12 protein-coding genes are annotated in these 12,068 nt (G+C 68.6%); 5 read left to right on the top strand and 7 right to left on the bottom strand.

Annotated elements, in window-relative coordinates; all coding sequences use genetic code 11:
* Positions 1 to 13 precede the first annotated feature (13 nt).
* Genes OG921_RS20840 through OG921_RS20830 form a run of 3 tightly spaced genes read left to right on the top strand, consistent with a single transcriptional unit; the run spans position 14 to position 2,182 of the window.
* On the top strand, positions 14 to 505 hold the full coding sequence (locus OG921_RS20840) for a hypothetical protein (RefSeq protein ID WP_266114433.1): 492 nt from the start codon (positions 14 to 16) through the stop codon (positions 503 to 505).
* Positions 506 to 556: 51 nt separating this feature from the next.
* A complete protein-coding gene (cobF, locus tag OG921_RS20835) occupies positions 557 to 1,306 on the top strand; it encodes a precorrin-6A synthase (deacetylating) (RefSeq protein WP_266114432.1) in 750 nt (249 codons plus the stop codon).
* Between the two features lie 9 nt (positions 1,307 to 1,315).
* The gene (locus OG921_RS20830) at positions 1,316 to 2,182 is read left to right on the top strand and encodes an Fpg/Nei family DNA glycosylase (protein ID WP_266114431.1); all 867 of its coding nucleotides are present in this window, start codon (positions 1,316 to 1,318) and stop codon (positions 2,180 to 2,182) included.
* 8 nt (positions 2,183 to 2,190) lie between these two features.
* On the opposite strand, the gene OG921_RS20825 is transcribed toward OG921_RS20830, so the two are convergent.
* From OG921_RS20825 to OG921_RS20795, 7 genes are all read right to left on the bottom strand, one after another.
* Entirely contained in the window at positions 2,191 to 3,669 is a 1,479-nt protein-coding gene (locus OG921_RS20825) for a carboxylesterase/lipase family protein (protein ID WP_266114430.1), read from the bottom strand.
* The gene (locus tag OG921_RS20820) at positions 3,666 to 5,228 is read right to left on the bottom strand and encodes a carboxylesterase/lipase family protein (protein ID WP_266114429.1); all 1,563 of its coding nucleotides are present in this window, start codon (positions 5,226 to 5,228) and stop codon (positions 3,666 to 3,668) included. Before OG921_RS20820 ends, OG921_RS20825 begins: the two co-directional genes overlap by 4 nt.
* 22 nt (positions 5,229 to 5,250) lie before the next feature.
* The gene (locus OG921_RS20815) at positions 5,251 to 6,687 is read right to left on the bottom strand and encodes an NAD(P)/FAD-dependent oxidoreductase (protein WP_266114428.1); all 1,437 of its coding nucleotides are present in this window, start codon (positions 6,685 to 6,687) and stop codon (positions 5,251 to 5,253) included.
* A gap of 46 nt (positions 6,688 to 6,733) precedes the next feature.
* Entirely contained in the window at positions 6,734 to 6,988 is a 255-nt protein-coding gene (locus OG921_RS20810; RefSeq protein ID WP_266114427.1) for a DUF2630 family protein, read from the bottom strand.
* A 39-nt stretch (positions 6,989 to 7,027) separates the two neighbouring features.
* Positions 7,028 to 7,663: a DUF4234 domain-containing protein gene (locus tag OG921_RS20805; protein WP_266114426.1), complete on the bottom strand. Its 636-nt coding sequence runs from the start codon at positions 7,661 to 7,663 to the stop codon at positions 7,028 to 7,030.
* 64 nt (positions 7,664 to 7,727) lie between these two features.
* Entirely contained in the window at positions 7,728 to 8,999 is a 1,272-nt protein-coding gene (locus OG921_RS20800) for a hypothetical protein (RefSeq protein WP_266114425.1), read from the bottom strand.
* A complete protein-coding gene (locus tag OG921_RS20795; protein WP_266114424.1) occupies positions 8,996 to 9,757 on the bottom strand; it encodes a crotonase/enoyl-CoA hydratase family protein in 762 nt (253 codons plus the stop codon). Before OG921_RS20795 ends, OG921_RS20800 begins: the two co-directional genes overlap by 4 nt.
* 62 nt (positions 9,758 to 9,819) lie before the next feature.
* On the opposite strand from OG921_RS20795, the gene OG921_RS20790 reads away from it, so the two are divergent.
* Together OG921_RS20790 and OG921_RS20785 are read left to right on the top strand one after the other, a co-directional pair.
* Positions 9,820 to 10,419, top strand: coding sequence for a TetR/AcrR family transcriptional regulator (locus tag OG921_RS20790; protein ID WP_266114423.1), 600 nt, complete (start codon positions 9,820 to 9,822; stop codon positions 10,417 to 10,419).
* Positions 10,416 to 12,065, top strand: a complete 1,650-nt coding sequence (locus OG921_RS20785) for an acyl-CoA dehydrogenase family protein (RefSeq protein ID WP_266114422.1) — start codon at positions 10,416 to 10,418, stop codon at positions 12,063 to 12,065. Before OG921_RS20790 ends, OG921_RS20785 begins: the two co-directional genes overlap by 4 nt.
* Positions 12,066 to 12,068: the final 3 nt, after the last annotated feature.

The raw sequence follows: 12,068 nt of genomic DNA, 5'->3' as shown, positions 1-12,068 counted from the left end.
GGGAAGGTTCCCGATGACTCGAAGCAGCAACTCCGCCGTGCGACAACTGGGCATCAGCAATGACATCCTGCTGGCCACCACGCTGTCCGATGTCCTCTACGTCGATGCGCACCTGCTCGAGACCCCGCACGCCGCCGAGCGCACCCCCGAGCAGTGGGCCCGCGTGATGTTGGAGGACATCGGCGAATCAATGCGTGCACAGTTGAATGTGGCGCGGGCGAGGATCGAACTCGAGCTGGCGCCCGGCGTAAAGAACACGATTTCGGGTTGGCGAATCACGTCATCGACGTCCGAATGCATTGTACTGCAAGCGAACTCATCATGGGGGTTCCGCGCCGAGCTTGCCATCATCGTGACCGATGACGCAGTCCGGCTAGCCACGTTCGTCACGGCGAGCGATCCGCAAGCGCGTGATGCCTGGTTCGGTGTGGTTCCGGCGCACCTTGCATTGGTTCGAATGCTTCTCGAGCACGCCGAGGACGGGACTGCCCCGAGTTCAGTTTGACTCGTGGGGTTGAGTTGTTCAGGCCGACCGCACGCTCGATAGGCTGCGACGATGCGCACGCTGTACCTCATCGGCATCGGCGCCGGCGATCCCGACCAGGTCACCATGCAGGCGGTGCGGGCGATGCAGGCCGTTGACGTGTTCTTCGTGATTGGCAAGGGCGAGACCAAGCGCGAACTCCTTGAAGTGCGCACCGCGATTCTGGAAGCGCATGTTCCGTCCGGATACACGCTCGTCGAACTGGACGACCCCCCGCGCGACCGCACGCCCGACGACTACGTCGGGGAAGTCGACGACTGGCACGACCGCCGCGCCGCGCTGCTCGAAGAGCAGTTCTCTGCTGTCGACGGGGTGGGCGGCATCCTGGTCTGGGGTGACCCGTCGCTCTACGACAGCACGCTGCGCATGGTCGAGCGGGTGCTGGCGCGCCGCCGGATTACGTTCGACCACACGGTGATTCCTGGCGTGACCAGTATTCAGGCGCTCTGCGCGAGGCATCGGATCGTGCTCAACCGGATCGGCGAGCCTGTGCATGTCACCACCGGACGGCGGCTGCGTGAGGGCCTACCCGACGGGGTGCTCGACGCGGTGGTGATGCTCGACGCCGATTGCGCGTTCACCACGCTCGAGCCCGAGACGCAGATCTGGTGGGGCGCGTACCTGGGTATGCCCGACGAGGTGCTGATCGCCGGGACGGTCGGCGAGGTCGGCGAACGAATTCGCACCGAGCGGGCGCAGTTGCGCGCCCGCAAGGGCTGGATCATGGATACATACCTGATCAGGCGAGCCATTAACACCTAAGCTGCGGATATGCCCGAACTACCCGAGATCGCGGCGCTGGCGGAGTTCCTCCAGGCCCATGCGGTCGGGGCGGTCGTCGGCCGGGTCGATATCGCGGCACTGAGCGTGCTGAAGACGTTCGACCCGGCGGTGACCGCGCTGCAGGGCCGTGACGTGACCGGTGCCGGACGCTTCGGCAAGCACCTCGGCATGAACTGCGACGGCCTGTGGCTGATCACGCACCTGTCCCGCGGCGGGTGGCTGCGCTGGACCGACAACCCCAGCGCCGCACCGCCGAAACCGGGGAAGGGCCCGCTCGCGCTGCGCGTGCACTTCTTCACCCCCGAGGGCGCGACGCCGGCCTTCGACCTCACCGAGGCGGGCACGAAGAAGCGGCTCGCCGTGTGGGTGGTCGCCGACCCGAAACAGGTGCCGAGCATTGCCCGGCTCGGCCCGGATGCGCTCGAGGTCGGCGAGCAGGAGTTCGCCGGATTGCTCGCGGGCACGTCCCAGCGGATCAAGACCGCGATCGTGGACCAGGCGTTGCTTGCCGGAATCGGCAATGCCTACTCCGACGAGATCCTGCACACCGCGAAGATCTCCCCGTTCGCGAACACCAAGACACTCGACGCGGACACGGTCGCGGCGCTGTACGAGGCGATGCGCACCGTGCTCACCGACGCTGTCGAGCGCTCGGTGGGCCAAGATGCGGCACGGCTCAAGGGGGAGAAGCGATCCGGGATGCGCGTGCACGCCCGGACCGGGCTGCCCTGCCCGGTCTGCGGTGACACCGTGCGGGAGGTGTCTTACGTGGACAAGTCGTTTCAGTACTGCGCGACGTGTCAGACCGGCGGCAAGGTGCTTGCCGACCGGCGGATGTCTCGGCTGCTCAAGTAGCGCACCGCTCAGCGGCGGTGTTTGTAGCCTATCCAGGACTCGCGGACATCCCGCTGCGGATCGTCGCGCATCTCGGACACCTCGTCGATGATCAAGGTCGCGCGGCGCTCGGGAACGTAGGCGTCCCAGCCCGCAACCGGCGTGCCGTGGTGGGCGAAGTGCAGCCAATTGGACTGGAAGGTTTCGGTCACCGCGCGCAGACCGCGCCGCCCGCCGAGCAGGGTCAGGACGATGCCGAACGGGTCGTTGCGAATACCGAAGACCGCGAACAGTTCCGTCGCGTGCGTCGCGCCGAGACCGAGCAATTCGAGCAGCCGCGGGGCGAAGTCGTACCGGTAGGAATAAGTCGGTGCAACGGCTGAGTGTCCTTGCGCCACAAGAACAGTGGGCTCCCAGAAGACGACGTCTCCGGCAAGTTGCGTGCAGGCGCGGGCATTCGGGTAGCCGGGATAGCGGGCCAGGATGCCGTCGCGCAGCGCCGGATCGGTTTCGGCGAACATCTTCGTGATCCGAGCCGGCGTGGTCGGCAGGATGTCGAGCGTGCGGGGGAAGACCCGACCTTCGTGCGCGTTCGTGCCGATGATGAGGGGGACCGGCGCCGCGTCGCCGTTGGCGAACACCTCGAGCGGATCGACCGGGAGTATCTCGCCGTCGACGACCGGGGCGGTGGCGCGTTGTCCCGGGTGTGTCTCGACCTCTTGCCGGGTCAGCGTGTGAGTCGCGGCCACTAGTTCCGCCACCGTCGCGTTGCGCAGCGTCCGTGCGGGATCGGCACTGCCACCGAGGATTTCGACGAACCGCTGCGCCCAGCCCTGGGCACGCTGCGGCCCGTACGTCGACGCCGACGGCGGGCTCTGGGCGATGCCGCGATGGAACAGGCCGCGCGCCGATGGCGTGCACATCAACGTGGTGACCGCATTCCCGCCCGACGATTCGCCGAAGATGGTCACATTGCCCGGGTCCCCGCCGAACTCGGCGATGTTGTCGCGCACCCACTGCAGCGCTGCGACCTGATCGCGCAGGCCGCAGTTCACGTCGAATTCGATATCCGGCGTGGCGAATCCGCGGAAGTCCAGGTACCCCAACCCGCCGATCCGGTAGTTGATCGAGACGTAGACGATATCGCCGCGCCTGACGAGATGATGGCCGCGGTAGAGCCGGTTCGCGCTCGAACCGGAGATGTAGGCGCCGCCGTGGATGAAGACCATTACCGGCCGAGGCGGACCCGGCTGCGCCGGCGCAACGACATTGAGCGTCAGGCAATCCTCGGAAGTGCGCTTGAACCGGCCGTCCTGCGGGGCGGCGGCCCCGAATGTGGTGGCGTCGCGCACGCCCGTCCACGGCTGCACGGGCTGCGGCGCTCGCAGCCGTAGCGCACCGACCGGGGGTGCGGCGTAGGGGATTCCCCGCCAGGTGCGCATACTGCCCAGTCGGCGACCGCGTATCGTGCCGTCGCGAAGCTTGACCTCGAGTGCGTCCTCGCTCACCCCGTCGCCTCCCGTGTCGGATCCGAGTTCGTCGCACTGTCGAGCAACCTCACCGTCTGCGGCCCGGGCATACCGCGCCAGGCCAGCCGCCTGCCGCGGTCGAGATCATTCGCGACCTTCGTCGGGGTGTCGAACACGAGCGTGCGCCTGTTCTGGGTGGTGTAGCGCGGCCACGACGGCAGCGGGCGGCCGTGCCGTGCGAACGAAATCCACTGCGACTGAATCTGCTCGGTGACCTTCAATAGCGCGCGCCGGCCGCCGCCCACGGTGACGGCGCGGCCGATGGCGGAATTGGCGACGCCGAACACGGCCAGCATCTCGGAGGCATGCGTGGCTCCGAAGCCGCTGCGCTGCAATGCCTTCGGCGCGAAGTCGTAGCGATAGTTGTAGGTAGGGGCGTGCGCGCTATGCGCCTCGCAGGCGGCGATGGTTGGGCGCAGGAACATGAAATCGCCGCCGAGCCTGACCGCCTTGGCCGCAGCCGGGTAGCCCGGATATGCCGCAACCACCCGCTGTCGTGCCTCGGGAGCGAGGACGTCGAACATCTCGTCGATCCGCTTCGGCGTCAACGGCAGCTGATCGAACCGGCGCGCGAATAGGGTCCCCTCGTTGCGATTGGTGCCGATGATCAGCGGTACCGGATGTGCGGTGCCCGCGGCCATGGCATCGATCGGGGCGGCGGGCAGGTAGTTGCCGTCCACTACCGGAACCGCAGGCATGTAGCCCGGACAGTCGGTCATCGCGGACCGGACCGCCTTGGCGCCGGCCCGGCGCAGCGACTCCGCGTCGGTGTTCGCCAGCACCTCCGCGGCCGTGTCGTCGGTGGCGCCGAGCAGGTCGACGCAGCGCGCCGCGTAGGCCGCGGCGCCCGCCGAGTCGACCGCCCAGTCCGCCGGTGCACTCTCGGCAATCGCGCGATGAAACAGGCCCTCGGCCGCGGGCGTGGCCAACAGGGTGACCACCGATGCCGCGCCGGCAGACTCGCCGAAGATCGTGACGTTGTCCGGGTCGCCGCCGAACGCGGCGATATTGCGCTGCACCCATTCGAGCGCGGCCACCTGATCGCGCAGCCCGCAGTTGCTGTCGAACGTCCGCTCGTCGGTCGAGTACCGGCTGAAATCGGCGTAGCCGAAGATACCGAGGCGGTAGTTCATCGACACGAGGATCAGGTCGCCGCGCAGCGCGAGTTGGCGACCGCCGTACAGCGCCAGCGCGGACGTGCCGAAGACGTAACCGCCGCCGTGGATGAAGACCATCACCGGCCGCGGTGCGGTGGACGGGCGCAGTGGGGCCGTGACGTTGACGGTCAGCGCGTCCTCGCTGACCGGCTGGACGGTGCGTAGGCCGATCCGCGCGGCGCCCTTGTTCTGGATTGCCGCGTTGCGGAACCGGGTGGCGTCGAACACTCCCGACCAAGGCGTCGGCGGTTGCGGGGCGCGCAGTCGCAACGGGCCGACGGGCGGCGCAGCATAAGGAATCGAGCGCCAGCGTCCCACGCCGCGCTCCCGCGTCCCGCGGGCCGTTCCGTCCGCCATATCGATGTCTATTGTCGACGCCACGCTCGGATCATAACTACGTTTGCTACCGGCGGGTAAGAACTTGTTCCAGCAGCCGCAGCCACACCTCGCTCACCGTCGGATATGCGGGAACCGCATGCCACAGAGTGTCGAGCGGGACCGCGCCGACGACCGCGATCGTGGCGGCGTGGATCAGCTCCCCGACCTCGGTGCCGACGAACGTCGCGCCGAGCAGAGTATCGGTGCGCTCGTCGATTACCAGCTTGGCGTGACCGGCGTAATCGTCCTGAGCCAGCGCCGAGCCTGCGACCTCGATGTCGAGCTCGACGGTCGAGACGTCGAAGCCGTCCGAGCGTGCCTGCGCTTCCGAGCGTCCGACCGCCGCCACCTCCGGAGAGGTGAACACCACCTGCGGCACCTGGCCGTGGTCGGCGGTGGCGCTGAACCGCGCTGCATCGATCGCCTTGCCCTCGGCGCGAGCCGCGATCACGTCGCCGCACACTCGCGCCTGGTACTTGCCCATGTGGGTGAGCGCGATCCGGCCGGTGATATCGCCGACCGCGTAGAGCCACGCTCCCGGAACCCCGATCGCGGTCAGGTGATCGTCCACCGGCACGTAGCCCCGCTCGAGGCCTACGGTGTCGAGTCCGAGGTCGGCCGCGGGCGAGCGACCGGCGGCGACGAGGATCTCGTCGGCCTCGATCTGCTCGCCGCTCACCGTCACCGTCACCGCGCCGCCGTGGATCTTGCCGATCCCGGTGTCCTGCGCGTCGGGGCGTTCGACGGAGGTGAGGTCGGCGCCGAAGACGATCCGCACCGCGTGGTGGTGGAATCGATCGGCCACCCGCTCGCCGGCGAACGGTTCGTTGTTGGCGAGTAGCGCCGAGCCGCGCACGAGGAGAGTGACCTCGGCGCCGAAGGAGCGCAGCCAGGTCGCGGCCTCGCAGGCGACCACGCCGCCGCCGACGATCACGACCCGGCCGGGTACCTCGACGAGGTTCGTGGCGTCGCGCGAGGTCCACGGCAGCGCCGCGCGCAGGCCGGGCACATCGGGCACAGCGGCCGTGGTGCCGGTCGCAAGCACGACCGCGTGCCGCGCGCGCAACGTCTGCCCGCCGTCGACCTGCACCTCCCGCTCGCCGTTCAGCCGACCGGTGCCGCGGACGACGTCGATGCCGGTGTTGTTGGCCCACTGCACCTGTGACGAGTCGTCGCGGGAGTGGGTGAACGAGTCGCGGCGGGCGAGCACGGCGTCGACGTTGAGCCCGCCTGCGGCCATCCGCTCGTTGATACCGTGCATCGCTCTGGTCGTCTCGAGCAGGTGGACGGGACGCAGCAGCGCCTTGCTGGGCATGCATGCCCAGTAGGAACATTCACCGCCGACGAGTTCGTGCTCGACGATCACCGCGGTGCGGTCGCTGCCGCGGATCGCGTAGTCCGCGGCGTTTTCGCCGGCAGGCCCGCCGCCGATCACGATGACGTCATAGGTATCCGCAGCCATGCGATCAAAACTAGGCGCGGCGGGCGTGTTCCGCGCGGGAAACCGGCTACTGCAGGTAGCCCTCCACCCGTTTCACCGGGTTGACGTTGGCGTCGTCGGGGGACTCGCCGGCGTCGATGCGAGCGCGGCGCTGACGCAACAGGTCCCAACACTGGTCGAGGGTCGCCTCGAGTTGAGCGAGGCGCTGCTGCTCGATGGCCGGGTCGAGTTCGCCGGATTCGGTCTTTCTGCGGAGGTCGTGTTCGGTGTCGACCAGTTCGCCGATCCTGGCGATCAGGTCGTCTTGTGTCGCGTCGGTCATGACGCCAGCCTAGGCGCACTCTCTGCCGGCGCCTCGGGTTCAGGCATACAGCGGGACCGGGGTGTGTGCCGGCGCGCCGGGGTAGCGGTCGACCACCTTGTCCAATTCGATCTGCATATAGAGCACGTTCAGGCCGAACACCAACCACAGCAGCCAGCACAAAAGGGGCGAGCAGCTGGCCTCGAGTCCGGCGGCGCGTTGCGCGGCCCTGATGCGGTTACCGGTGTTGTGGAAGCTGATGATCGGGGCGATGAAGGTCCAGCCGAGCAGCAGGAGTACCAGCAGTGGCCCGATAACCGGGACTTCGCGTCGTGGGTCGAACTCGGCCATCTCCTTGTGGATCTTGTAGTACCAGACGAAGTTGTAGATGCCGAGCGTGATGAGCGGCAGTCCGATCCACGCCGCGAAGGGATTTCGCCGTTTCATCGCCAGGCCGTTGATCGGGGCGCCGTACGCCGTCGCGCCCGGCTGTGGTGCCGGATAGGGTGCGGTGCCGGGCGGCGGCGCCTCCGCGGGCGATCCACCCGGTCCCCACGAATACGGTTGCGGTGGAACGGGAGTCGGTGCAGGCGTGGTCTCCGCCGGGCCGGGCGGTGGCCGTTTGGTCCGATCCGGAGGCGTGGCCTGCGTCGGATCTCCGGTTGGGTTGTTCGGTTCCTCGACGTTGTCGGTCATTTCGAACCTTCCAGGAGTCGATGATCCCGGTCTGCTGTTGTCGGTATTCGGCAAGGCTACCCGGCTACCAGGGGCTGCCGGCAACGCCGAGGCGCGCAAGTTCGGTCAGGGCGAGCTCCCGGAGGTGTGCGTCGGCGACGAACTCGGCGTCGAAACTGAGCAGGGACAACGTGTAGGTACCGCGGAGCAGGCTGAGATATCCGGACAGGCGAGTGCGCAGTGTGCCGAGTCGGCGCGCATCGAGGCCGGGATGAATTGCGCGGGTGGCCAGCCCGGTGGCGCGATGCGGGCCGAGTGCGGCGACCGAGTCGGGTAGCGCACCGATGTTCGAGCACAGCACATCTCGCTCACCCGCACCGTGCGCTGCGGCATGCGCAAGCCGGTCCGGAAGCACGTGCAGCCACTCGGCGGGCCGGCCGGGCGGGCTGCCCAACGGGGCAGCGTAGGCAGCCCGGCAGCGCTGCACCACGGTATCCAGATCGTCGCCTGCGGAGATGGCGGCCGAACCCATTGTCATTGCGTTGCCGCCGGTTTCGTGGCTGCGGCCGTTGCCCTCGATTTCGCTGTCGCGAAGGCTGATCGGCAGCGCGACCCCATGCGGCTCGTCCGATCCGGCGGCGCGGGCGAGCACCCGCACCATCGTGGCGACGAAAAGGCTGTTCGGGGTGCCGCCGTTGGCTGCGGCCGCCTCGTCCCACTCCGTGCCGTCGCAGGCGATGATCGCGGTCCGGGCCGGTCCGCGTTTGTTGAATGTTGCCGGGAGTTGTTTGCCCCCACTGCTTCCGGATCGGAGTGTGGTGCCGGTGGCGATTCGCTGCCAGGTTCGGCGCGCATCTTTCCAATCCGAACCCGGCTCGCCCAGCCTGGGTTCCGGCTGCCCGGCGAGTGCTCGGTCCACCGCGTCGATCAGGCCGCGCGCGTCGCAGAGCGCATGCGAGCAGGTGAGCGCGACCAGGGCGCCACCATCCTCGACGGGGGCGGTGCGGACATGCCAGCCCGGCCCCTTCGTCGGATCGAGATCGGGCAGATTTGTCTGCGCGAACGACGAAATCTCCTCGGCCGCAATGGGTTCCTCGACGGAGTCGAGCGGATGCGCATTCCCGGCGTCGATCCAGTAGGCACGCGCGCCGGGGATCCACGGCCGCACGACGCTGCGCCCGAGCGCGCCGGTGCGCAGCCGCTCGTGTACGTGCTCGAGCACCGCTCGGTCGACCGGCCCATCGGTGCGCCACAGGCCCTGCAGCGCGATCGGTGTCCCGAATCCGCGGTGCGAACGCAGGAACATCTCGTCGATGACGCCGAGCCGGGAGGTTGGTGGTGGTGGCCCGTCGCTCATGCGGGCGAGCCGTGCCGGCCGGCGCCGGCTGCAAAGCGGTGCGCTCCTTCGAGCGCCCCGCTAGCGAGTGCGACCATGCCGTGGCGCAGTTCGTTGTGTATCGCGTCGGCATCGGACATCGAGTGCTGCTCCAGCGCGGAGAGCCGATCGGAGCGCAGGCAGTGCTGCGGTAGCGCGGCGAGTTCGGCGGCGAGTTGCTCGGCCGCGGAGCGCGCGGTTCCGGTTGGGACGACCCGGTTGGCAAGCCCGACCCGCTGGGCTTCCTCGGCGCCGACCGCCCGGCCGGTGAGGATCATGTCCATCGCGACGCTGGTGCCGACCAGGCGGGGCAGCCGCACCGTGCCGCCGTCGATCAGCGGCACGCCCCAGCGGCGGCAGAACACACCGAAGGTGGCGTCCTCCTCGACCACGCGGAGATCGCACCACAGGGCGAGTTCGAGACCGCCTGCGACCGCGAAGCCCGCGACGGCCGCGATCACCGGCTTCGACAGCAGCATCCGGGTCGGGCCGAGCGGGCCGTCACCGTCCTCGGCTACCCGGTTCGACGCGGGTGTCCCGAGCGCCTTGAGGTCCGCGCCCGCGCAAAAGGTGCCGCCCTCGCCCCAGAGCACTGCAACCGCGGCATCGGGATCGTCGTCGAACGCGCGGAATGCGTCGGCCAGCGCCGCGGCGGTGGGGCCGTCGACGGCGTTCCGGCTGTCCGGCCGCGACAGGATCACGGTGAGGACAGCGCCGTTGCGTTCGGTTCGGACGGGCATCGCCTCAATCTACGACGTGACCGGCGATTGCGAGAAGAAATGAACTATGGTTCACTACTTTGGTGCCGTACCGCCGCAGCGCCACCGTCCAAGCGCGGCTCGACGCTCAGGAAGAGACGATCCTCCGCGTCGCCGTCGCGCTGCTCGCCGACCACGGATACGCCGGCCTGTCGATCGTCGCGGTGGCAGCCGAAGCCGGTGTCGCGACCGGGACCGTGTACAAACACTTCGCGTCGAAAGCGGAGTTGGCGAGCGCCGTTTTCCGCCGCGCCGTCGGTCACGAGGTCGATGCTGTGGTGCGCGCCGCCGCGGGTCCGGGCAGCACCGTCGAACGACTCTCCGCGGCAGTGGAGACCTTCGCGGTGCGTGCCTGCAAGAACCCCAAGCTGGCCTACGCGCTGCTCGCCGAACCTGTCGATCCCGGCGTCGAGCAGCAGCGACTCGCGTTCCGGCGGGCCTATGCCCGCGCCTTCGAGGCCGTCATCCGCGACGGTGTGGCCGATGGTTCGATTCCGGCACAGGACCCGGCGCTGTGCGCCGCGGCGATCGTCGGTGCCGTCGGCGAGACGCTGATCGGGCCACTCGCCGGCGAACCGGTTCCCGAGGCGGTCGTCCCCGAAATCGTCGCCTTTTCCATCCGCGCATTAGGAGTTCGAGAGTGAAGACGCACGAGGTTTTCAACCAGGTCCCCGACCTGTTCCCCACCGATTTGTCGGCGAATCCCGCACTGCTGGAAGGACTCCGGCGTGAGGGTGCGGCGTGGGCCGAGGACGAGGTGCGCGCGCTCGGCGTGCGCGCGGGAAGCGTGCAGGCGCAGAACTGGGGCCGGTTGGCCAACGAGTATCCGCCGGTGCTGCACACCCACGATCGCTACGGCAACCGGATCGACGAGGTCGAGTTCCACCCGCATTGGCATGACCTGATGCAGGTTGCCGTCGAGTCCGGTCTGCACGGCACGCCGTGGCGCGAGGACCGGGCGGGTGCGCACGTGGCACGGGCCGCGAAGTTCTTCACCTGGGGGCAGTCCGATGCCGGGCACATGTGTCCGATCTCCATGACCTACGCGATCGTCCCTGCGCTGCGCCACAATCCGGAACTTGCCGCCCGGTACGAGCCGCTGCTCGCATCGCGGACCTACGACTTCGGGTTGCGCGAGCCGAGCACGAAGGCCGGCCTGATCGCGGGTATGTCGATGACCGAGAAGCAGGGCGGCTCGGATGTCCGCGCGAACACCACCACCGCAACGCCGAACGCGGACGGCAGCTATCGGATCGTCGGGCACAAGTGGTTCACCTCGGCGCCGATGTCGGACATGTTCCTCACCCTGGCCCAAACATCTGGGGGCGAGCGAAGCGACGGGGGAATTGGCACAGCTGGGGTGACCTGTTTCCTGCTGCCGCGCGTACTGCCGGACGGTTCGCGCAACCCGATCCGGATCCAGCGGCTCAAGGACAAACTCGGCAACAAGTCCAATGCGTCCTCGGAGATCGAATACGAGAACGCGATCGGCTGGCGCGTCGGCGACGAGGGCAGCGGCGTCAAGACCATCGTGGAGATGGTCAACATGACCCGGCTCGACTGTGTGATCGGCTCGGCGACGGGGATGCGGGTCGGCACCGTGCTGGCCGCCCACCACGCCCGGCACCGTTCTGCGTTCGGCAAGCGGCTCGTCGATCAGCCGGCGATGCGCAACGTGCTCGCCGACCTCGCGGTCGAGTCCGATGCGGCGACCACCGTGATGATGCGGCTCGCCGGCGCCACCGACCGGGCCGCGGCCGGCGACGAGCAGGAGGCCGCGCTGCGCCGGATCGCGCTGGCCGTTACCAAGTACTGGGTCTGCAAGCGGGCGCCCAGCCACGCGGCCGAGGCATTGGAATGCCTGGGCGGCAACGGGTATGCCGAGGAATCCGGGATGCCGCGGCTGTTCCGTGAGTCACCGTTGATGTCGATCTGGGAAGGCTCCGGCAATGTCGCGGCACTGGACGCGCTGCGGGCAATGGGGCGCCAGCCCGACACCGTGGAGGCGTTCTTCGCCGAGGTGCAACTCGCGGCCGGGGCCGACTCGCGTCTCGATGATGCGATCGCCCGCCTCGGCAAGGAACTGTCGGACTTCGATGACATCGAGTACCGCGCCCGCCGCGTCGTCGAACTGATGGCGCTCGTGCTGCAGGGTGCGCAGCTGGTGCGGCACGGGCATGCCGCCGTTGCGGACGCGTTCTGCGCCAGTCGACTTGGCGGCGACTGGGGCATCGCCTTCGGGACATTGCCGACCAACGTGGACGTGCCGGGCATCCTCGGTCGCGTCTGAGAA

Source organism: Aldersonia sp. NBC_00410, from assembly GCF_026342035.1.
Taxonomy (GTDB): Bacteria; Actinomycetota; Actinomycetes; order Mycobacteriales; family Mycobacteriaceae; genus Aldersonia.
This window is presented reverse-complemented; position numbering and strand designations above follow the sequence as displayed.

Excerpts from the sequence above, each read along its gene's own strand:
- OG921_RS20840 (WP_266114433.1), top strand. The coding sequence starts at position 14 with ATGACTCGAAGCAGCAACTCCGCCGTGCGACAACTGGGCATCAGCAAT.
- cobF (WP_266114432.1), top strand. The coding sequence starts at position 557 with ATGCGCACGCTGTACCTCATCGGCATCGGCGCCGGCGATCCCGACCAG.
- OG921_RS20830 (WP_266114431.1), top strand. The coding sequence starts at position 1,316 with ATGCCCGAACTACCCGAGATCGCGGCGCTGGCGGAGTTCCTCCAGGCC.
- OG921_RS20815 (WP_266114428.1), bottom strand. The coding sequence starts at position 6,687 with ATGGCTGCGGATACCTATGACGTCATCGTGATCGGCGGCGGGCCTGCC.
- OG921_RS20810 (WP_266114427.1), bottom strand. The coding sequence starts at position 6,988 with ATGACCGACGCGACACAAGACGACCTGATCGCCAGGATCGGCGAACTG.
- OG921_RS20805 (WP_266114426.1), bottom strand. The coding sequence starts at position 7,663 with ATGACCGACAACGTCGAGGAACCGAACAACCCAACCGGAGATCCGACG.
- OG921_RS20800 (WP_266114425.1), bottom strand. The coding sequence starts at position 8,999 with ATGAGCGACGGGCCACCACCACCAACCTCCCGGCTCGGCGTCATCGAC.
- OG921_RS20795 (WP_266114424.1), bottom strand. The coding sequence starts at position 9,757 with ATGCCCGTCCGAACCGAACGCAACGGCGCTGTCCTCACCGTGATCCTG.